Raw genomic sequence first — 19424 nt, forward strand, 5'->3', positions numbered from 1 at the left:
GTCCAGTAGGTAAACGTCAGTCGCGATGCGGCTTAGACCTCCGCAGGCCTCGCTTGCTCAGGCCGTTGTTTAGGCGTTCGGCTGCTGATAAACGATTGGACTGAAAGAGGAGGAGCACCATGAGTTTGGCGGACATTGTACAGAGAGGATGGGATGCGGTCGGAGTCGGCGATTTCGATACTTTGGTAACCGATTACGTCGACAATATGACCTTCATAATGCCCGGACAGAACGATGTTGTTGAAGGGAAAGCGGCTTTCCGTGAAGCCCTGGACGGTATTGGACAGATGCTCCCGCAGGGGTTCAGTATCACCGGACTGCGTCATATCGAGGGCGACGGCGAAGTTGTGTCGATCGTTGAGTGGCAGTCCGACAGGGTTGCAGCCTCTCAGCTCGCTATCCTGTTCAAGTTTACCGGCGATAAGATCCATGAGGAGCGATGGTTTGTCGATACCGAGCAGTGGAAGAGCGCGCTCTAAAGTAAAATAGCTCCCCAGTGGTTCATAAAACAATTGGGGGCAGAGCATGTGTCTAACCTACTCTGGCCCCAATTATTTTTTCAAAAACGATGACTGATAAACGGCCGCCACTTCAGAGTAATGATTTACGTATTTCCATATCCGCTTTACGAGCGTTCATTTTCTCCGCGAGCTTCGGGCTACCACCATTGTCGATGATAGCCTGTTGAATCTGCGCGTTGGGAATCGCTACCACCATATCTATCGCCAGCCGTATCTGATCAGCACTCATATCGGCAAACAACTTGAAGGCCTGTGGATTACCCTCCTTACTGCGTAGCCTGTCGAGCTCATTCACGCAGATGTCGAAGGCTTTGCCCTTGGGGTCGCCCTGCGCACGAAATGCCAGTGCACCGCCCAGATCAAGCGTCACCACCCTGCCATCGACTACCCCTTGGTTATCTCCGCTGAAGCCCGCGGCATCCCAGTTGGCCGTCCAGGCATGCACGCCAAACCAGCGCTGGGCCTGTTTGCGTTCGCTTTCGGTGAAGTGGGCGATATAGCGCTTGTCGAGCTGGACCCACTCGGTTGCAATCTGGCAGGGATGGCTGGTCGGTAGGTAGCTCAGCGTCGGAGCGCCGGCCAGTTGGTAAAGCTTGGCGGCGATAAATTCGTTACGGACATGGGCAGCGGATTCCAGCATTTTCACGTAGTAGCGTCGTCCACGGTTGTCCTGATATATACCCGCGGGGTTGCTGCCGATCTGTCCGCCTACTCTCTGCATCTGGGCGGTATCGATCACTGGACAGTCCTTGTTCATTTCCACGCTCGGATGAGGGATGGATCAGGAGATAGCCTGAGTTCGACGTACCAGAGCCAGTTGCGAAGGTGTTTCGATGGCTCCCTTGCGCGCACGCCTGACGCTGTGAATCGCATCTTCCGGCTCCATTCCCAGTTCCACCAGCAGGCGAGCGGCGATCATCCCCGCCCGTCCCAATCCGCCTTTGCAGTGCACCAGCACATCCTCTCCATCACGCAGCAAGGTACGGATCTTCAGACCCTGGGTAGTCCACTGCTGCTCGAAAGCCTCATTCGGAACCGAAAAATCGGGGATCGGCAGGTGGCACCACTCCATGCCCCGGCTCAGTACCGCCTCGCCGAGATGGGGCACCTTGAGCTGCTTCAACTCCAGCGGTTCAACCAGTGTGAGCACCAGTTTCGCCCCCCACTGGGAGATCACATCCAGATCGACCTCCAGGTCGCGCGCCCAGGAGCCGGTACTGGCTAGAGTGTCATGCTTGCCGGGGCAGAAGGTGATGCCTATCCGGCCATGGGCCTGGCTCGCCCGCACGTCCGCGATTTTGAGAGGGTGTGTCTGGCTGGTCCGCGCTGCCATATTGCTGTCCTGACGATATACCCGATGTCAGCGTCCGAGAGTAGCATAACCGGCGATAGGTAACCCCTGGGGTCGATTAAGAAGCCATTCAGTCATTTCCTCAGACGAAACTGTAAGCGGAGGAGCAGAGTAGAGTTATTAACCCCAGAGAGGCTTATCGCAAAGAAGGCGATCAACGACTGTTCGTAAGCTGATGAGGTGATCAACCCCGTGACCGGGGCCGATCATCCATGTAGAAGGGCAATCAACACTGCGCTGCAAGCCAGCGCGGCGTACCGATTCTGACTCTGATTACCGGTGAACGAGTTTTAATCTGCTTGGGCTCCACTGCGGTCATGACGACCCGCGGAATCCCTTCCTGCCCGCCATAGGCGGAATAAAGTCGAAAGGCTTCGTACTGCGCTTCACAATCGACGGCAATACCGGACGTTGTCTCGAAATCGTCTCCCAACAGGCTAGGGTTCGATACACACATGCGCTTTCTCCTGCTCCTGGTTCCTGATGAAGCTACGCGGATCGGCTCCGTGAATCGTAAAAGTAGTCGTCCATTGCGGATCTGTCAGGGCGAAATTGTTGAAAATTTGTACACAACAAAATACCTGACTCCTGCGGCTCGCCAGCCTCTAACTATATTTAGAGGTACCCTGACATGGAGGTGAACGATGTCCACGACCGTCGACCTGAGTGATCGCCCCGACTACGACCGGGTGATTCAGGATATCGCCGATTACGTACTGAACTACCGCATCGACAACGATCTCACGCTGGATACCGCCCGTTACTGCCTGATCGATACGCTGGGCTGCGCCCTGCTGGCGCTGCGCTTTCCGGAGTGCACCAAACATCTGGGGCCGCTGGTCGAGGGCACGGTGGTGCCGAACGGTGCCCGGGTACCGGGCACAAGTTTCCGCCTGGATCCGGTGAAAGCGGCCTGGGATATCGGCTGTCTGATCCGCTGGTTGGACTATAACGACACTTGGCTGGCCGCAGAGTGGGGCCACCCCTCCGACAACCTGGGCGGGATTCTGGCAGTGGCGGACCACCTGTCACAGCTCCGCATTGGCCACAGCCAGCCTCCCCTGCCGATGCGCCGCGTATTAGAAGCGATGATCAAGGCCCACGAGATCCAGGGGGTGATCGCGCTGGAGAACGCATTTAACCGGGTCGGTCTCGATCATGTTCTGCTAGTGCGGGTCGCCTCCACCGCGGTGGTGACCTGGCTCATGGGCGGCGACAGGGAGCAGATCATGGCGGCACTGTCCCAGGCATGGGTCGATGGCTGCGCCCTGCGCACCTACCGTCAGGCACCGAACGCCGGTTCGCGCAAGTCCTGGGCCGCAGGCGATGCCACCTCACGAGCAGTGCGCCTGGCGGATATCACCATGCGTGGCGAGATGGGGGTTCCCAGCGCGCTGACCGCGCCTCAGTGGGGGTTCTACGATGTCTGCTTCAGCAAAACCCTTTCCAGAAAAAGTGGTACCGACCCGAAAATCAAACCGGAGAATGAACGCCGCTTCAGCCTGCCCCAGCCCTACGCCAGCTACGTGATGGAGAACATCCTGTTCAAGATCTCCTTCCCCGCCGAGTTCCACGCCCAGACCGCCGTCGAAGCCGCAGTGACGCTTTACCCGCAGGTGAAAGATCGGCTGGAACAGATCGACAGCATCCAGATCCGCACCCAGGAGTCGGCGATCCGCATCATCTCCAAGGAGGGCGAGCTGAACAACCCCGCCGATCGCGACCACTGCCTGCAGTATATGGTTGCCGTGGCACTGGCGTTCGGCAACCTAACGGCAGAGCAATATGAAGATGAGTTCCACGACGCTCACCCGGTCATCGACCGGTTACGCGCCAAAATGCAGGTGATCGAGGAGCCACGTTTCAGCCGCGAATACCTGGAGCAGGACAAACGCTCCATCGCCAACGCGATCCAGGTGTGCTTCCAGGACGGCAGTTCAACCGATGAGGTGGTCGTCGAATACCCGGTCGGCCATCGACGCCGCCGGACCGAAGGGATCCCGCTGCTGGAGCAGAAGTTCAAGGCCAATCTTGCCACCCGCTTCCCCGCCGCGCGCTGCCGGCAGATTCTCGAGCTGTGCCAGGAGCAGACGAGACTGGAGGCCACGCCGGTGAACCAGTTCATGGAGCTGTTCGTGATCTAAAAAAACGCGGAGAGCTTCTATAGTTAGTTGGCCGCTTACGTATCAGGCATCGCACACCGGTAAGATAGGAGGTCGCCACCATGTCCAACACGCTTCTGCTTGGCACCCGCAAGGGTACCGTTATTTTCGACCGCAAGGGTTCCGCCTGGCAGCCCCGCCCCATCCAGCATGCCGGGATTCCCGTCTGTTATGCCGCCTGCGATCCGCGGGACGGCACACTGTGGGCGTCGCTGGACCACGGTCACTGGGGACCGAAGCTGTCGCGCTCCCGTGACGGAGGTGCGACCTGGGAAGACCTGTCGTCGCTGAAATACCCGCCGGGTGCCCGTCATATCGTGCAATACCTGCCGACGCCGGATTTCGATCCGCAAACCCCGTCAGGCCAACCGGAATACCGGGATGCCACGGTGTTGAAGATCTGGACCCTCGCCTTTGGCGCCGCGTCACAACCGGGCCGACTCTACGCCGGCACCATCCCCGGCGGTCTGTTTGTCAGCGATGATGGCGGCGATTCCTGGGAGCTGAATCGTCCATTGTGGAGCCATGACAGCCGCGGTGGCGATCTGTTCAGCGGCGACGCCACCAGCGAGACCCTCTGGGGCGGAACACCGGCGAGTGTCGACTACGGCGTGTTCGAGCCCGGCATCCACTCCATCCTGGTGGATCCACGCGACCCGGCTCACATCCACGTGGCGGTATCCTCAGCCGGGGTACTGGAATCCACCGATGGTGGCCAGAGCTGGGCCGGGCGAAACCGGGGCATGCTGAACGATTATCTACCCGACCCCAATGCCGAATGGGGACACGATCCGCACTTTATCACTGCCTGCCCGGCAAAACCGGATCATCTCTGGCAGCAGAACCACTGCGGCGTGTTTTACAGCGCGGATGGCGCCCAGAGCTGGAGCAAGGTCAGCGCTCCGGATAACAGCGTGCACTTCGGTTTCCCGGTCGCGGTGGATGCCCGGGATGGCGGTACCGCCTGGGTGATCCCGGCACGGTCGGATATGGCGCGCATGGCGATCGGCGACGGCCTGTGCGTGGCGCGCACCGAGAATGGCGGCCAATCTTGGCAGCTGTTCCGTACCGGCCTGCCTCAGGACAACGCCTACGATCTGGTGCTCAGGCACGGTATGGATATAGCGGGTGACTGTCTCTGTTTCGGCACCACCACTGGCAACATCTACCTATCCGAAGACCGTGGCGAAACCTGGCAGAGTCTGGGCCACAACTTCCCGCCGGTCTACTCGGTACGCTTTGGGTAACCGCCATGGTCAGAGTTGAATTGACGCCGCACCTGTACCGTTTTTTCCCGGTGCTGGAGACATTGCAGATAGAGGTACCGGCAGGTTCCGTTGCCGAGGTTGTGCGGGCGATCGACAAGTTCGCTCCCGGCTTCAGCGACTACATCCTCGATGAGCGGGGCGCACTGCGCCGGCACGTCTTGGTGAGTATCAACGACAGTATCCTCATCGATCGCAAGACCTTGTCAGACCAGGTCGCCGATGGCGGAACTGTCTATATCTTCCAGGCACTGACCGGTGGTTAAGCGCTGTTCAGCCGAAACCTATTAACTCCTCGGCATTTTTCCAGAAGTACTTCTCCCGCAGCAGCGGCTCCGTAAATTGCTGCTCGGCCAGTTTCAGCATCAGACCGTAGTCCATGCGCTGCCGCGCCCTGAGGAAGGGCCAGTCCGAGCCCCAGATCAGACGATCCTCGCCATAGGCCTGTTGGATCGCCCGCACATGAGCCTGGGTATCGGCATAGGGAAACGCCTGGGTGGAGAACTTGTCGAAACCGGACACCTTGATCCAGGCCCGGCCGCTGTCCGCCAGTGCCAGCACCGATTGAAAACCGGGGTATTGGAGGCCCGCCTCAAGATCGGGTCGACCGCAGTGGTCCACCAGCAGCCGCGCGCCAGAGTCGACAAACATATCCGCCAGCGGCAGCAGTTGATGCCCCTCCACCTGAAACTGGGCGATCAGATCCAGCTGCGCCAGGCGGTCGAGCAGTGCCGATGACCGACGAAAATGCTCCACACCGTAAAACGCAACGTTGAACGTAACCCCGACGATGCCCTGCGCTTTCAGGTCCTGCAGCTGCGCCAGCGAACACTGCTGATCGACAACTGCCATCCCCTTGAAGCGACCGCCCGAGCGCTGAATCGCATCCAGCAGTGCCCGATTATGGTTCTCGCCATATGCCGAGTTGGGACCCACCAGAAGCGCATGGGAAACGCCGTACGCCTCCAGCAGCTGCAGAAACTGATCCGCCGTGGCGATCTCCTGACCGCTAGGCTGATAGGGGCTGTCCGGCTGGTAGGGAAATCGTAGCGGGTCGAAGATATGGTTGTGGCAGTCGATTTTACGTTCGCTAAAAACGGACATGGGAGAACCTCCGGGTTGAGGGTTCAGACTAGCGGTTCAAGCTGATCGGCACCAATTGATTCCCCGTCAGCTGTATCCAGTTTTTGAATAGCACCAGGCTTGAATTTCTCCTTTCGTTTCAACGTAGTGGAACCCCCTCGAAAAAGAGAGTAGTCGTCCAGAAAATTAATACCTGCGATATTGGTAGGATCAGTTACACTTTCAACCCCTTCCTCCGCACGAACAGAGTAGCAGCCGAAAGGAGTCGCATGACAGCCCCCGCCCTTCTCAAACACAAACCCTTTATGCGCTTCTGGGTTGGCCAGATGGCAGCCTCCTTTGCACTGCAGATGCTGTTGGTGGGGATGGGCTGGCAGATCTACAACCTAACCGACAGTGCCCTGAGTTTGGGCCTGGTGGGACTGGCACGCTACCTGCCGCAGCTGGTGCTGGTGCTCTATGCTGGTCATGTGGTCGACAATCACAGCCGGCAGACAGTCATGTTGATCAGCCGCACCCTGCTGACGCTGACCATAGCGGTGCTGGCGGCGACCAGCATGCTCGATATCATCACACCGGAGATCATCTACGGCTGCTGTATCGCCATGGGCGTTGCCAGCGCGTTCGAGATGCCGGCGACCCAGGCGATGGTACCCAATATCGTTACCACCGACCTTCTGGCCAAGGCGATGGCCTGGACCGCCTCCGGCCGCGAAGCGACGACGATCATCGGCCCGGCCTTGGGCGGCATCATCTATATCTGGGGTGCCGACGCACTCTACACCAGCAGCACCCTGTGCAGTCTGCTGTCGACGCTGATCCTGTTAAAGCCGAGCTACCGCCGCGAACAGTTCAGTAAGCGGCCAATGACGCTGGATTCGATGCTCGGCGGATTGCGCTTCACCTGGCGTAACCCGGTGATCTTCGGTTCCATCTCGCTGGATATGTTCGCGGTGCTGATCGGCAGTGTCACGGCGCTGTTGCCGATCGTCGCCCGTGATGTGCTGGAGACCGGTCCTTGGGGGCTGGGTCTGCTGCGCAGCTCCACCGCGGTCGGTGCACTGCTGATGTCGCTTTACCTCGCCTGGCGGCCAGTGGACAGCCGCGTCGGCGTGAAGCTGTTCGTCTCCGTGGCGATCTTCGGTGCCGCCACCGTCCTGTTCGGCCTGTCGCAAACCCTCTGGCTGTCGATTCTGGCGCTGCTGATAATGGGTGCGGCCGATATGGTCAGCGTGGTGATCCGCTCTACCGTGGTACAGCTGGAAACACCGGATGAGATGCGCGGTCGCGTCAGTTCGGTCAACGGCTTTTTCATCGGCACTTCGAACCAGCTCGGCGAGTTCCGCTCCGGTGTGCTGGCCGCGTGGACAGGCGCGGTACCGGCGATCGTGATCGGCGGCGTCGGCACTCTCGCCATCGTCGCCCTGTGGAGCTACTGGTATCCGACGCTGCTCAAGCGCAACCGACTGGAGAGCGAGCCTGAATGTGCGTAGAAAACCTGCAGGCTTTAGGGTAAGCTGCGCGTCTTCTCCGCATTCTTCGCGTCAACGCGTTCTTTGCCTTTAGCAGATTTCCATATCAGAGAGCATTCAATGAGTTTTGCCAGTCTCGGCTTGTCCGACCCTATTCTGAAAGCCGTTGCCGAACAGGGTTACGACACCCCCTCCCCGATCCAGCTGCAGGCGATCCCCGCCGTGCTGGAGGGCAAGGATGTAATGGCCGCGGCCCAAACCGGCACAGGCAAAACCGCTGGCTTCACGCTGCCGATTCTGCAGCGGCTGAGCGATGGCGAGCGGGCCAAACCCAACCAGGTGCGTACGCTGATCCTGACCCCGACCCGAGAGCTGGCGGCCCAAGTCGCCGAGAGCGTATCCACCTACGGCAAGTACCTGCCTCTGCGCTCTACCGTGGTATTCGGCGGCGTCAGCATCAACCCGCAGATGATGGCGCTGCGCAAGGGCGTGGACCTGCTGATCGCCACACCGGGACGCTTGCTCGATCTGTACAAGCAGAACGCCGTGCGCTTTAACCAGCTCGAAGTACTGGTGCTGGATGAGGCGGACCGCATGCTCGACATGGGCTTCATCCACGACATCAAACGGATCCTGGCCCTGCTGCCGCCGAAACGGCAAAACCTGCTGTTCTCGGCCACCTTCTCCAACGAGATCCGCGACCTGGCCAAGGGCCTGGTGCACGACCCGGTGGAGATCTCGGTGACGCCGCGTAACTCTACCGCCGAAACGGTCAAACAGTGGATCTCGCCGGTGGACAAGAAAGCCAAGGCGCCGCTGCTGATCAAGCTGATCAAGGATCAGAACTGGCACCAGGTACTGGTATTCACCCGCACCAAGCATGGTGCCAACAAGCTCAGCACTCAGCTCGACAACGCCGGTATCAGATCCGCCGCCATACACGGCAACAAGAGTCAGAATGCCCGTACCAAGGCGCTGAGCGAGTTCAAGTCGAACAAGCTGCAGGCGCTGGTGGCCACCGATATCGCCGCTCGCGGCCTGGACATCGACCAGTTGCCGCAGGTGGTCAACTACGATCTGCCAAACGTGCCGGAGGACTATGTCCACCGTATCGGCCGTACCGGTCGCGCCGGCGCCAGTGGCCAGGCGGTATCCTTGGTCTGCGCCGATGAGATCGATCAGCTGCGTGCCATCGAGCGACTGATCAACCAGCTGCTCAAGCGTGAAGTGATCGACGGCTTCGACCCGGTGCACGCCCTGCCGGAATCCAGCCTGGATCGCAAACCGGCGCATCGCCACCGGCCGAAAAAGCCCAAGACGCCACACCGTGACGGTCAGCGCTCCGGCGATACCCATCGCGGGCATCAGCCGCGTAGCAAAGGGGCGAACACCCCGCGCAGCAACAAACAGCGTTAACACAACACCGGTCCAGACCGGATTCGACACCACCGGGGCCAAGGAGTAAGCTTGTACTTACCCGTGGGGACTTGGGCGCAGCTCTCACTTGTGCTCATTCACCCGCGCCCCCGGTACTCACATGTCCCCCCTGCGTTTGCGTTACCAGACCCTCGAAGTCGGCGGTCACGATATCCATCTGCGTACCCTGCGCGACAACCAGCAGTTCAGCGATCAGGATGGTGTTGCCGAACGTCTGGGCATCTCATCCGCCACCTGGCCCATATTCGGCATCGTCTGGGCCTCCGGTCAGGTATTGGCGCACCACATGATTGACTTCGAAATCGAGGGCAAGCGGATACTGGAGGTGGGCTGCGGTATCGCCCTGTCCAGCCTGGTGCTGAGCCAGCGTCAGGCGGATATCACCGCCACCGATTACCACCCCGAAGCGGGCGGTTTTCTGGCCGAGAACGTACGGATCAATGGCGGACGCCATATCCCGTTCACACGCACCGGCTGGGCAGATCGCAGCGATAGGCTAGGACTGTTCGACACCATTATCGGCAGCGACCTGCTCTATGAGGCAAGACACGCACAGCTGCTATCGGAGTTTATCGACCGTCATGCACGCACCGAATGCGACGTGATCATCGTCGACCCGGGCCGCGGCAACCAAAACCGGTTTTCCCGGGAGATGAGCACGTTGGGATATACGGTTGATAAATGCCAACCGCCCCATACCGACTATCTCGACGCGCCCTACAAAGGCTCGATTCTGCACTACCACCGCTCTGCGGCGAAATACACTGGACATCGAATACGCTTGGTCTGAAAATCGTTTTTTTACGCAGACTGGGTGGCGCCATAGGTGGAGTTCCAATACGTAGCATTCTTGGTGGCGATCCTGCTGCTGACACTCTCGCCAGGCGTGGATACCCTGCTGGTGCTGCGCAACAGCGCCCGTGGCGGTTGGCAAGATGGCGCGCTGACCACGCTGGGCATCAGCAGCGGCCTGTTCGTGCATGCGGCCGTCTCCGCACTTGGCATCTCGGTCATTCTGCTGCAATCCGCCTGGGCGTTCACCCTGCTCAAGCTGGCCGGCGCGCTTTACCTGATCTGGCTGGGGCTGATGACCCTCAGGTCCACACTGCGTAACGGCGTGGTGCCGACCGCGTCGACAGATACCGCTGTACAGCGCCTGCGCCCCTGGCGCTCACTGAGCGAAGGAGTACTGTCCAATGTACTCAACCCCAAGGCCGTGATCTTCTACATGGCCTTTCTACCCCAGTTCATCGACCCCGCCGGTTCCGCGCTGGTGCAGTCAATGGCGATGGCCTTTGTACACTTTACCATCAGCATGCTCTGGCTCTGCGGCCTGTCACTGGTCGCCGACCGGGCCCGCCGACTGCGGATGCCGCGTCTGGGGCGCGCCTTCAATGCGGTGAATGGGCTGCTGTTGATGACGATCGGTACGATTATGGCACGAAGCTGAACCTGAGCGCGCAAGCGGGGTCGAATGGGCTGACTATACTACCGGAGTGAAAGCCTACTCCAAACGATAGGCAAGGAGTCCATCATATGAACCTACATGACGTAACCCGATCCCGATTTATTGCCGCGCTGGTGGCGCTGTTTTTCACCTTCGCCGGTATTCAAGCCCCCGCCTATGCTGCAATTGTCGGCACCGACCAGATCGCTGCGGAGACCGAACTCGACACCCAGCGAGCACGGATCCACGATATGCTGGCCCGTGACGATGTCAAACAGCAGATGATCGACCTCGGCGTCGACCCGAACATGGTGCAGGAGCGTGTCAACGGCATGACCCCGGCGGAACTGGCCCAGGTCGAAGGCCGACTGGACCAGTTACCGGCCGGTAGCGGTGCCCTCGGCACCATCGCCTTGGTGCTGTTGATCCTGATTCTGCTCGATGTCGCAGGCGTAACGGATATATTCCCCCGCATCTAAGCGAGGCCCGGGCTTCGGCCCGGGCGTCTATCTCTCCAGACAGCAGTGGATCTGCCCCATCACCATGACCAAACAGCTTCGTCTCTGCCTGAGCCTCATCGTGTTGCTGATCCTGGCGGGATGCAGCGCTACACCCCAGACACACGCCCTGTTGCAACTGCAGGCCACACTGCCCATGAACAGCGAGCGTGAGCTCGTCGACGTGCCCTTCTATCCTCAGGAGGAGTACCAGTGTGGACCGGCGGCGCTGGCCACACTGCTCAACTACAGCGACGTGACCGTTTCACCCAACGAGTTGACCCCTCGCGTCTATGTACCGGGACGAAAAGGCAGCTTCCAGGTGGAGATGCAGGCAGCCACCCGCCATTACCAGCGCCTGGCCTATCCGCTCGAACCCTCATTAGAGGTACTGCTGCAGACCGTCGACGCCGGCTACCCGGTCCTCGTGCTGCAAAACCTGGGACTGGAGTGGTATCCGCAGTGGCACTATGCCGTGGTGGTTGGATACGACCTGGACAAGGGCAGCATCATTCTGCGCTCCGGCCTGATCGAGCGCTACGAGATCAGTCTGAAGCTGTTCGAGCGCACCTGGAGCCGGGGCAAGAACTGGGCACTGGTCGCACTGAAACCGGGGCAACTGCCGCCACGGGCCGATGCCACACCCTATTTCCTCGCTGCCGCCGCGTTCGAATCCCAAGCTAACGCGGAAGATGCTCTGAAAGCCTGGCAGACCGGCCTGGCCCACTGGCCCGATCACAAGGAGATGCTGATGGGTTATGGCAATCAGCTCTATATTCAGGGTGACCCACGGCGCGCGGGCCAGCAGTACCGGCGGATAACCGAGCTCCACCCCGACTATGCGCCAGCGCTGAACAACCTGGCCCAGACGCTGATCGATACCGGTCAGGCCGCCGAAGCGGTGGGTTATGCAAAACAAGCAGTTGAACTGGCGAATGAGCAGGAGTCAGCGCTCTACAGAGAAACGCTGGAGCAGGCGGAAAAGGCAAAAGCCGAATAGGGCTACTACCGATAGGGACTACGGGCTTAGCTGATGCAGGCGTTCGGTACCTTGCGCCCATGAACGCCCACATCCCCCTATGCTACGCTCAGGGAGCGAAGCGCTGGCGCAAGTAGTTGTTGATGTCGGAAGATTCGTACACCCACTCGGTGCGGCCGTCCTCATGTTCAATCTTCAGGCATGGTACCTTCACGCGACCACCTCCCTGCTCCAGCGCTTTGCGCGCATCGGCATCACGCTGCACATTGGCCATGCCGATGGGCAGCGCCAGTCGATGAATCTCCTTGCGCACCTTGATACAGAAGGGACAGGTAACGAACTGATACAGCGTCAGACTGCGGCAGTCCGTATCCACCTGGGCCTGCGCCTGATCGTCACGCGAAATTGGCTTGGGCTTGGAGAGTGCGGCGTAAACCAGCATGAACGGCATCAGCAGCCGACGCAGCAGTCTAAAAAAGAGTCGTATCACCCAGCGCATTGGAATTCCTCGTACTGTCTTGCAGGTGGTTCGTTGAAAGCGGGGAAGTTTACCAAATTGGTCGGAAAAATCCTTCAGTAACTGCCAACCCGAATGAATATCTCCTGGCCTGCCAGATCGAGTTCGTAACGGGACAGCTATACGGTGCAGAGCGGTCGTTTCACCCAGATAGGAATGATTTAATGCCGTGCTCTACTGCACCGTTTATTGATAGGATAACAAGGTTAATTTTCGACCTGATCAGCGAGATGAGCTATGGCTACAGCGGCGGCACTGCACATACTGGTAAAGACAGAGAAAGAAGCCCTGGATCTTCTCGACCAGTTGAAGCAAGGCAAAAAATTCGAGACGTTAGCCAAGCGTCATTCCATCTGCCCGTCTGGAAAGCGAGGCGGTGACTTGGGTGAGTTTCATCGTGGCGATATGGTCAAGGCGTTCGATGACGTTGTGTTCAAACGCCCACTGCTCAAAGTACACGGTCCGGTAAAAACCCGCTTCGGTTACCACCTGATAAAGACGCTGTATCGCACTTGAGTCATAGCGTAAGCGAGCAGTTAATCAAGGATCACTACTCAACCTCCGCCCCGCGTTCATTCAGCACTTCACGCAACACCCGGCGATGACAACGCGATTCATCCTCGCAGTAGCAGCCAATAGAGAAATTGCTCTGTTTCGACAGTGCTGTCAGCAGATCCAGGGTGTGGCTGGCGTCAGGGCTGGTCAGCTCTTTGCGAAACCTCTTCTCGAACGCCGCCCACTCCTTGTCGGTCGTAGCGGCCTGGGCCTGTTTGACCAGCTCCGGCGAGGGCGACAGGATCGGCAGCCAGACGTCATACCAGTTCTGGGTGGCAAACTCGCTCTTTTTAACGCCCCGGGGCGGACGACGGACAGTACCCAATCGTATGCCCTCGTCCTCGGCACGTTGTGTTCCTAAACGTACTACGCGAATGGTCATACATTGCCTCTGCTTTTCTCTGGACTGCCCGAGTAGAGTTTAGCCGCCGCTAGCTCAACTCCCCAACGACCAACCACCACAGATAATCCAGCGGCATCAGCACCAACAGCGTGATCAGTGTCAGCGGTATCGTGACGCGTAGCAGATGACCCAGCGGCTCCTTGGCCAGCTGCATGCTCACCAGCAGCGGCCCGGATTGGTACGGAAACAGAATGGTGGAGAAGCCTAGCACCTGGGTCATCAGCACGCTTTCCACGCTCCAGCCGGTCTGGGCCGCCAGATCCGCGGCCATCGGCGTCAGTACTGCGGGCACACCGGGTAGTGTCACCCCCAACGCGGCAACAACGGACATCAGGCTGAGCGAGACGAAGTTGATGAAGTCAGCGCCCTGCTCCAGCGGCAGCCACTGCTCCATCTGCATCGCCAGCACACTGCCCAGGCCAGAACTGGCCACCAGCCGCCCAAGCCCCAGCACGCCGGCGATAAACAGCAACAGGGTCATATCCATACCGGCTGAAAAGCGCTGGCTGTCCACCAAACCAACTCTTGGCAGCAACAGAAAGCAGGTTGCCGCAAGTCCAATCCAGGCCGGGCTGATACCGTGCAGGCTATCGGTGATCCAGAAGCCAAGGGTTATCAGCAGCACGATGCCGAGTTTCTTTTGCCCCCGCAGCTGATCCGGATCGCACTGATCACCGGTGACAGTGCTTGAGTTCACCTTGGGTTGGTCCGGGAACAGGCGCATGATCAGCCAGGCGATCAGCACAGCCTTGAGCGCCCCGAGTACGGGGAAGTGCAGCAGCAGGTAGTGGGTATAGCTGAAGTGCAGGTCGTAGATGGTTTCGGCCGCCCCGATTAGAACGACATTGGGGATGTTCGCCGGCAGTATCGCGAAGGTGGGCATATGGCAGCCGAAGGCGACAGCCAGCGCAATGCCGGTACGCCCCTTGGAGCCGGACGCAAAACCGCAACGCTCGGCCAGGGCAATGCCGATCGGGATCATCATCACCGCACGCCCCATTGAGGAGGGCATCAGGAAACCGAGCAGGGTACAGGTCAGCATCAGTCCGCCGATCAGCCAGGCGTAGCTGTGCTCAAGGTGCTTGCCCAGCAGCGCTGCAACGCGATCGCCCAGCCCGGTGGACTTGATCGCCATGCCGATCACCATTCCGGCGACGATCAGCCAGAAGGCCGCCGAATAGAAGCCGGAGAAGATCTCGGCCGGGGTTCCAACCTCGAGCAGAATGGCGGCAAGGAAGAACAGCAGCGCCGTCATATAACCCGGCAGCACGCTGGTCACCAGCAGTCCCAGGGTGAGGATCACGATGGCCAACACCTGACCCTGCTGAGCACTTAGCATAGTCGGAGGGTCGACCAGTACCCAGCCCGCCAACGGCAGCAACAGCAGCATGAACAGGCGAGCGGGATGCTGCAGAATCTCCCGTACGAGGTTCCCTTTCGTCTCTTCCATCAATCACTTCAACCCTGTGTGAAAAACTCTCTCAGCGCCTCGATTACCGCCTCCGCTGCCTCCTCCGGCAAGAAGTGGCCGGACTCCAGCGCCCAGCCGCTCACATCCTCGGCGTACTCGCGCCAAACCGCCAACAAATCATAGGTGCGGTGTACGAACCCTTGATTACCCCAGAGCACCAGCAGCGGGCAGGACAGCTTACGCCCAAGGTCGGCGCGGTCGTGCTCCAGATCGATGCCGGCGGCCGCACGGTAATCCTCGCAGGAGCCGTGAATCGCCGCCGGATCGCCGAAGCAGCGGCTGTACTCCGCCACGGCACGGGGTGAGAAGGTCGCCCCGGGCGCGGACCAGCGCTTGAGTTTTTCAGCCAGATAGTAATCGGGATCGAGCCCGATCATGTGTTCGGGCAGGCCGTCGGGCTGAATCAGGAAGAACCAGTGGTAGTAACCGGTGGCGAATGCCTGATCGGTATGTTCAAACATGTGCAGCGTCGGCGCGATATCCATCACGCAGGCGGCCAAGACGCGCTCGGGATAGTCCAGCGCCAGACGATGCGTAACGCGTGCGCCACGGTCATGCCCGGCGACGGCAAAGCGCTGGTAGCCGAAATGGCTCATCAGCTCGGCCATATCCTTCGCCATCGCGCGCTTTGAATAGTTAGCGTGGTCCGCTTCGCCCGCCGGCTTGCTGCTATCGCCGTAACCACGCAGGTCAGGACAGATAACGTGGAACCGCTCGGCCAGCGCCGGGGCAACCTCATGCCAGATCATATGGGTCTGCGGATAACCATGCAGCAGCAGGAGCGGCGCTCCCTTGCCACCGTGGACGCAGTGGATGGTCGCGCCACTGGTTTCGATATCGATTGAGTTGAAAGCGCCGTTGAACATGGTGCCAGCCCCCTTTGAATACTGGGTGTTTGGACCTGAAATCAGACAATAAAGATTAGCACACAACAGTTTAGATCTAATCGATCTCTACTGTCCCGTCCTCGTTGATCTGCCAGAAATCGGCCCAGGCTACCTCCCACAGATAGCCATCAGGATCGGAGAAATAGCCACTGTATCCGCCCCAGAAGGTGTCCTCAGCCGGTTTGACGATCTCGCCTCCGGCCAGCTCCGCGCGGTGCAGCAGCAGATCCACCAACGCCTTATCGCCGGTGTTGTAGTTCAGCGTCGCGCCAGGGAACTCGCTGTGCTTGCCCACCAGCCGCGGTGCAGAGTCCTTGGTAAGACTGGAGCGCGGATAGAGCGCAAGGCGTGAGTCGCTACTACGGAATAACAGGATATCCCCCCCCGCATAATTGGCGGGAAAGCCCAACCCGTCGTGGTAGAAACGGTAGGAGCGTTCGAGATCGTCAACCCCGAGCGCGATCAGACTGATACGAGGTTCCATAAGGCCCTCCTGCTGGACGGCCCGGTGCTCCCTGCAGGTCAGGTCGTCTTGCTCAGGCGCTCGAGTACGAAGTTGAGCACGCCACCGGCCTGGTAGTACTTCACCTCGACCTGCGTATCCAGGCGTGAGAGCAACTCGATCTCGCGCTCTTTCCCATCAGCATAGTGGATGATCGCCTTAAACGTCTGTTTCGGCTTTAGACCCGCGTCCAAACCGAGAATATCGACCTGTTCATCCCCGGTCAGTCCCAGGGAGTTGCGATCCTCGCCCTCGGTGAACTGCAGCGGCAATACCCCCATGCCGACCAGATTCGATCGGTGGATACGCTCGAAGCTTTCGACGATAACCGCTTTGACACCCAGCAGCAGAGTCCCCTTGGCCGCCCAGTCCCGGCTGGAGCCGGTACCATACTCCTTGCCTGCGATCACCACGCTGGGGATCTGTTCAGCCTGATAGTCCATCGCCACATCGTAGATGAACCGAGGCTCGGTCTCGCCACGTTTGCGGGTGTAGCCACCCTCGATCTGCGGTGTCATCTCGTTGCGGATACGGATATTGCCGAAGGTGCCGCGCATCATCACTTCATGGTTGCCGCGCCTCGAGCCGTAGGAGTTGAAGTCCTGCTGCTCGACACCGCGCGAACGCAGGTATTGCGCGGCAGGACTTTCCTTGGGGATGGCGCCGGCCGGGGAGATATGGTCGGTGGTAACCGAATCGCCGAGCAGGGCCAGGATCGCGGCGCCTCTGATATCCTCGACCTTGCCGGCGTAAGCCGCGTCAAAGAAGGGAGGCTGCTGGATATAGGTGGAGTCGGCGGGGAACGCGTAGGTGGAGCCGCTGCCGCTGTCGATCTGCCGCCAGCGCGCGTCGCCATCGAATACCGAGCCATATTCACGGCGAAACATCTCATTGTCGATCTGACGCACCAGGTCGTTGATCTCGGCGTTGCTGGGCCAGATATCCTTAAGATAGACCGGTTTGCCATCGGCTCCATTGCCCAACGGATCCTTGCTCAGATCGATACGCGTGGTGCCCGCCAGGCCGTATGCCACCACCAGCGGCGGCGATGCCAGCCAGTTGGCGCGCACCAGAGGGTGGATCCGCCCCTCGAAGTTACGGTTACCCGACAGGACCGAAGAGACGATCAGGTCATTCTGTTTTATCGCGTTCTCGACCGGGTCCGCCAGCGGCCCGGAGTTGCCGATACAGGTGGTGCAACCATAGCCGACCAGGTTGAAGCCAAGGGTATCCAGATCCTGCTGCACACCGGATTTATTGAGGTACTCAGTCACCACCCGCGAGCCCGGCGCCAGCGAGGTTTTGACCCAGGGCTTCACCTTCATCCCCTTTGCCACCGCCTTACGCGCCAGCAGCCCGGCACCCAGCATCACCGCCGGGTTGGAGGTGTTGGTACAGGAGGTGATAGCCGCGATCACCACATCGCCGTGGTGCATCCCCTCGTCCGAGCCCTCCAGCGGGTACTCGGTATCGAGCTGGTCGCGCTTGCCTGCTAGCTCGACAAAGGCATCGATCGATGATTTCAGATCCTTCACTGCGACTCGGTCCTGCGGTCGCTTGGGTCCGGCCAGGCTGGGCTCGACACTGGACAGGTCGAGCGTGAGGCTCGCGGCAAATTCGGGTGTCTGGTACTGCTCATCGCGCCACATCCCCTGCGCCTTGCAATAGCTTTCAACCAGCGCCAGAGTCTGCTCGTCACGTCCACTCAGGCGCAGGTAATTGATGGTCTGAGCATCGATCGGGAAGAAGCCGCAGGTGGCGCCATACTCGGGCGCCATATTGGCGATGGTGGCGCGATCGGCGATCGGCAACTGGTTTAGACCATCGCCGTAAAACTCGACGAACTTGCCCACCACACCGTGCTCGCGCAGCATCTGCACCACACGCAGCACCAGGTCGGTGGCGGTAATCCCCTCCTGCAGCGTGCCACTGAGTTCGAAACCGACCACGTCCGGGATCAGCATCGACACCGGCTGGCCCAGCATCGCCGCTTCCGCTTCGATACCGCCGACACCCCAGCCGAGCACACCGAGGGCGTTGATCATCGTGGTGTGGCTGTCGGTGCCGACCAGGGTGTCGGGATAGGCCAGATACTGATCATCACGCTGCTCTGTCCACACCGATTTAGCCAGGTACTCCAGGTTTACCTGATGGCAGATGCCGGTGCCGGGCGGCACCACGCGGAAATTGTCGAACGCGCCCTGCCCCCACTTCAGGAACTGGTAACGCTCCAGGTTGCGCTGCATCTCGATATCGACATTGTCCTGGAACGCCGTCGGCGTACCGAAACGGTCGATGGTCACCGAGTGGTCGATCACCAGATCCACCGGCGACAGCGGATTGATGCGCTGGGGATCGGCGCCACGCGCGAGCAGCGCATTACGCATCGCAGCCAGATCCACCACCGCGGGCACGCCGGTGAAGTCCTGCATCAGTACTCGCGCCGGGTGGTAGGAGATTTCGTGTTCGGCAGCCCGCCCGCGGCTTTTAACCAGTGCCAATACGTCGTCGCGGGAGCAGGTTTCCCCATCCTCATAGCGCAGCAGATTTTCCAGCAGCACCTTGATCGATACCGGCAGGCGCGCAACCTCCGCCATCTGTCCAAGTTCTCCCTCTTTGAGGGAGTAGTAGCCGTAGGTGGTATCACCCACCTGCAGTTGGCTGGCGGTTTGGAAGGAGTCGATTGAACTGAGCATAGGCGGCCTCCCTGTTGGCAGTAGTTCCTCTTCGGCCTTTGATGCCGTGTTATCAAGGTAGTTCAGGATTCATCGACACGGGGGCGTATGCGAATAACTCATGGGCACCCAGGGGTAAACCAATGAGTCGCCCTTTTATAAATTAGTTACTTCTAATATAATGGCTGAGGCCGCACTGC

The 19424-nt window shown here is 59.7% G+C and carries 21 protein-coding genes; 11 read left to right on the forward strand and 10 right to left on the reverse strand.

Annotated features, from left to right (window positions below; genetic code table 11):
* The first annotated feature begins 119 nt into the window (after positions 1 to 119).
* Positions 120 to 479 (forward strand): nuclear transport factor 2 family protein, encoded by a 360-nt coding sequence (locus IEX40_RS00805; RefSeq protein ID WP_188745209.1) that lies wholly within the window; start codon positions 120 to 122, stop codon positions 477 to 479.
* A gap of 112 nt (positions 480 to 591) precedes the next feature.
* Here the strand turns inward: IEX40_RS00805 and IEX40_RS00810 are convergent, their stop codons facing one another.
* The 3 genes from IEX40_RS00810 to IEX40_RS00820 all read right to left on the reverse strand — a co-directional run bounded on the left by IEX40_RS00810 (position 592) and on the right by IEX40_RS00820 (position 2329).
* Positions 592 to 1260, reverse strand: a complete 669-nt coding sequence (locus tag IEX40_RS00810; RefSeq protein ID WP_229680448.1) for a hypothetical protein — start codon at positions 1258 to 1260, stop codon at positions 592 to 594.
* 42 nt (positions 1261 to 1302) lie between these two features.
* Positions 1303 to 1854, reverse strand: a complete 552-nt coding sequence (locus tag IEX40_RS00815) for a cyclin-dependent kinase inhibitor 3 family protein (protein WP_188745211.1) — start codon at positions 1852 to 1854, stop codon at positions 1303 to 1305.
* Between the two features lie 244 nt (positions 1855 to 2098).
* A complete protein-coding gene (locus IEX40_RS00820) occupies positions 2099 to 2329 on the reverse strand; it encodes a hypothetical protein (RefSeq protein WP_188745212.1) in 231 nt (76 codons plus the stop codon).
* A 187-nt stretch (positions 2330 to 2516) separates the two neighbouring features.
* On the opposite strand from IEX40_RS00820, the gene IEX40_RS00825 reads away from it, so the two are divergent.
* From IEX40_RS00825 to IEX40_RS00835, 3 genes are all read left to right on the forward strand, one after another.
* The gene (locus IEX40_RS00825; protein WP_188745213.1) at positions 2517 to 4016 is read left to right on the forward strand and encodes a bifunctional 2-methylcitrate dehydratase/aconitate hydratase; all 1500 of its coding nucleotides are present in this window, start codon (positions 2517 to 2519) and stop codon (positions 4014 to 4016) included.
* 80 nt (positions 4017 to 4096) lie between these two features.
* A complete protein-coding gene (locus IEX40_RS00830; protein ID WP_188745214.1) occupies positions 4097 to 5281 on the forward strand; it encodes a WD40/YVTN/BNR-like repeat-containing protein in 1185 nt (394 codons plus the stop codon).
* A gap of 5 nt (positions 5282 to 5286) precedes the next feature.
* Complete coding sequence (locus tag IEX40_RS00835) at positions 5287 to 5565, forward strand: MoaD/ThiS family protein (protein ID WP_188745215.1); 279 nt, start codon at positions 5287 to 5289, stop codon at positions 5563 to 5565.
* Positions 5566 to 5572: 7 nt separating this feature from the next.
* On the opposite strand, the gene IEX40_RS00840 is transcribed toward IEX40_RS00835, so the two are convergent.
* Complete coding sequence (locus IEX40_RS00840) at positions 5573 to 6403, reverse strand: amidohydrolase family protein (protein WP_188745216.1); 831 nt, start codon at positions 6401 to 6403, stop codon at positions 5573 to 5575.
* 248 nt (positions 6404 to 6651) lie between these two features.
* On the opposite strand from IEX40_RS00840, the gene IEX40_RS00845 reads away from it, so the two are divergent.
* The 6 genes from IEX40_RS00845 (at position 6652) to IEX40_RS00870 (ending at position 12235) form a co-directional block, all read left to right on the forward strand.
* Positions 6652 to 7875 carry an MFS transporter gene (locus IEX40_RS00845; protein WP_188745217.1) on the forward strand — a complete coding sequence of 408 codons (1224 nt, stop codon included), beginning with the start codon at positions 6652 to 6654 and terminating at the stop codon, positions 7873 to 7875.
* 99 nt (positions 7876 to 7974) lie between these two features.
* Positions 7975 to 9270, forward strand: coding sequence for a DEAD/DEAH box helicase (locus IEX40_RS00850; protein ID WP_188745218.1), 1296 nt, complete (start codon positions 7975 to 7977; stop codon positions 9268 to 9270).
* Positions 9271 to 9391: 121 nt separating this feature from the next.
* Complete coding sequence (locus IEX40_RS00855) at positions 9392 to 10081, forward strand: class I SAM-dependent methyltransferase (protein ID WP_188745219.1); 690 nt, start codon at positions 9392 to 9394, stop codon at positions 10079 to 10081.
* Between the two features lie 36 nt (positions 10082 to 10117).
* A complete protein-coding gene (locus tag IEX40_RS00860) occupies positions 10118 to 10741 on the forward strand; it encodes a LysE family translocator (RefSeq protein WP_188745220.1) in 624 nt (207 codons plus the stop codon).
* 86 nt (positions 10742 to 10827) lie between these two features.
* Positions 10828 to 11217 carry a PA2779 family protein gene (locus IEX40_RS00865; protein WP_188745221.1) on the forward strand — a complete coding sequence of 130 codons (390 nt, stop codon included), beginning with the start codon at positions 10828 to 10830 and terminating at the stop codon, positions 11215 to 11217.
* Positions 11218 to 11281: 64 nt separating this feature from the next.
* The gene (locus tag IEX40_RS00870; RefSeq protein WP_188745222.1) at positions 11282 to 12235 is read left to right on the forward strand and encodes a PA2778 family cysteine peptidase; all 954 of its coding nucleotides are present in this window, start codon (positions 11282 to 11284) and stop codon (positions 12233 to 12235) included.
* 88 nt (positions 12236 to 12323) lie between these two features.
* Here IEX40_RS00870 and IEX40_RS00875 read toward each other — a convergent pair whose 3' ends face one another.
* Positions 12324 to 12713 (reverse strand): glutaredoxin family protein, encoded by a 390-nt coding sequence (locus IEX40_RS00875; protein WP_188745223.1) that lies wholly within the window; start codon positions 12711 to 12713, stop codon positions 12324 to 12326.
* A gap of 255 nt (positions 12714 to 12968) precedes the next feature.
* Here IEX40_RS00875 and ppiC point away from each other — a divergent pair, with 255 nt between their 5' ends.
* Positions 12969 to 13247 (forward strand): peptidylprolyl isomerase PpiC, encoded by a 279-nt coding sequence (ppiC, locus tag IEX40_RS00880; RefSeq protein WP_188745224.1) that lies wholly within the window; start codon positions 12969 to 12971, stop codon positions 13245 to 13247.
* Positions 13248 to 13281: 34 nt separating this feature from the next.
* Here ppiC and IEX40_RS00885 read toward each other — a convergent pair whose 3' ends face one another.
* From IEX40_RS00885 to acnA, 5 genes are all read right to left on the reverse strand, one after another.
* Positions 13282 to 13668 carry a DUF488 domain-containing protein gene (locus IEX40_RS00885; RefSeq protein WP_188745225.1) on the reverse strand — a complete coding sequence of 129 codons (387 nt, stop codon included), beginning with the start codon at positions 13666 to 13668 and terminating at the stop codon, positions 13282 to 13284.
* A gap of 49 nt (positions 13669 to 13717) precedes the next feature.
* Complete coding sequence (locus tag IEX40_RS00890; RefSeq protein ID WP_188745226.1) at positions 13718 to 15139, reverse strand: SLC13 family permease; 1422 nt, start codon at positions 15137 to 15139, stop codon at positions 13718 to 13720.
* Between the two features lie 8 nt (positions 15140 to 15147).
* On the reverse strand, positions 15148 to 16026 hold the full coding sequence (locus tag IEX40_RS00895) for an alpha/beta hydrolase (protein WP_188745227.1): 879 nt from the start codon (positions 16024 to 16026) through the stop codon (positions 15148 to 15150).
* Between the two features lie 76 nt (positions 16027 to 16102).
* The gene (locus tag IEX40_RS00900; protein WP_188745228.1) at positions 16103 to 16531 is read right to left on the reverse strand and encodes a VOC family protein; all 429 of its coding nucleotides are present in this window, start codon (positions 16529 to 16531) and stop codon (positions 16103 to 16105) included.
* Positions 16532 to 16569: 38 nt separating this feature from the next.
* Complete coding sequence (acnA, locus tag IEX40_RS00905; protein ID WP_188745229.1) at positions 16570 to 19245, reverse strand: aconitate hydratase AcnA; 2676 nt, start codon at positions 19243 to 19245, stop codon at positions 16570 to 16572.
* Between the last annotated feature and the right edge of the window lie 179 nt (positions 19246 to 19424).

The sequence above is a fragment of the Marinobacterium zhoushanense genome (assembly GCF_014641945.1).
GTDB lineage: Bacteria > Pseudomonadota > Gammaproteobacteria > Pseudomonadales > Balneatricaceae > Marinobacterium_D > Marinobacterium_D zhoushanense.

Bases quoted from the DNA above. Each gene is read 5' to 3' on its own strand.
- IEX40_RS00820 (WP_188745212.1), bottom strand. From the start codon at position 2,329: ATGTGTGTATCGAACCCTAGCCTGTTGGGAGACGATTTCGAGACAACG.
- ppiC (WP_188745224.1), top strand. From the start codon at position 12,969: ATGGCTACAGCGGCGGCACTGCACATACTGGTAAAGACAGAGAAAGAA.
- IEX40_RS00850 (WP_188745218.1), top strand. From the start codon at position 7,975: ATGAGTTTTGCCAGTCTCGGCTTGTCCGACCCTATTCTGAAAGCCGTT.
- IEX40_RS00895 (WP_188745227.1), bottom strand. From the start codon at position 16,026: ATGTTCAACGGCGCTTTCAACTCAATCGATATCGAAACCAGTGGCGCG.
- IEX40_RS00890 (WP_188745226.1), bottom strand. From the start codon at position 15,139: ATGGAAGAGACGAAAGGGAACCTCGTACGGGAGATTCTGCAGCATCCC.
- IEX40_RS00840 (WP_188745216.1), bottom strand. From the start codon at position 6,403: ATGTCCGTTTTTAGCGAACGTAAAATCGACTGCCACAACCATATCTTC.
- IEX40_RS00815 (WP_188745211.1), bottom strand. From the start codon at position 1,854: ATGGCAGCGCGGACCAGCCAGACACACCCTCTCAAAATCGCGGACGTG.
- IEX40_RS00845 (WP_188745217.1), top strand. From the start codon at position 6,652: ATGACAGCCCCCGCCCTTCTCAAACACAAACCCTTTATGCGCTTCTGG.
- IEX40_RS00900 (WP_188745228.1), bottom strand. From the start codon at position 16,531: ATGGAACCTCGTATCAGTCTGATCGCGCTCGGGGTTGACGATCTCGAA.
- IEX40_RS00805 (WP_188745209.1), top strand. From the start codon at position 120: ATGAGTTTGGCGGACATTGTACAGAGAGGATGGGATGCGGTCGGAGTC.
- IEX40_RS00875 (WP_188745223.1), bottom strand. From the start codon at position 12,713: ATGCGCTGGGTGATACGACTCTTTTTTAGACTGCTGCGTCGGCTGCTG.
- IEX40_RS00870 (WP_188745222.1), top strand. From the start codon at position 11,282: ATGACCAAACAGCTTCGTCTCTGCCTGAGCCTCATCGTGTTGCTGATC.
- IEX40_RS00830 (WP_188745214.1), top strand. From the start codon at position 4,097: ATGTCCAACACGCTTCTGCTTGGCACCCGCAAGGGTACCGTTATTTTC.
- IEX40_RS00885 (WP_188745225.1), bottom strand. From the start codon at position 13,668: ATGACCATTCGCGTAGTACGTTTAGGAACACAACGTGCCGAGGACGAG.
- IEX40_RS00835 (WP_188745215.1), top strand. From the start codon at position 5,287: ATGGTCAGAGTTGAATTGACGCCGCACCTGTACCGTTTTTTCCCGGTG.
- IEX40_RS00825 (WP_188745213.1), top strand. From the start codon at position 2,517: ATGTCCACGACCGTCGACCTGAGTGATCGCCCCGACTACGACCGGGTG.
- acnA (WP_188745229.1), bottom strand. From the start codon at position 19,245: ATGCTCAGTTCAATCGACTCCTTCCAAACCGCCAGCCAACTGCAGGTG.
- IEX40_RS00855 (WP_188745219.1), top strand. From the start codon at position 9,392: ATGTCCCCCCTGCGTTTGCGTTACCAGACCCTCGAAGTCGGCGGTCAC.
- IEX40_RS00865 (WP_188745221.1), top strand. From the start codon at position 10,828: ATGAACCTACATGACGTAACCCGATCCCGATTTATTGCCGCGCTGGTG.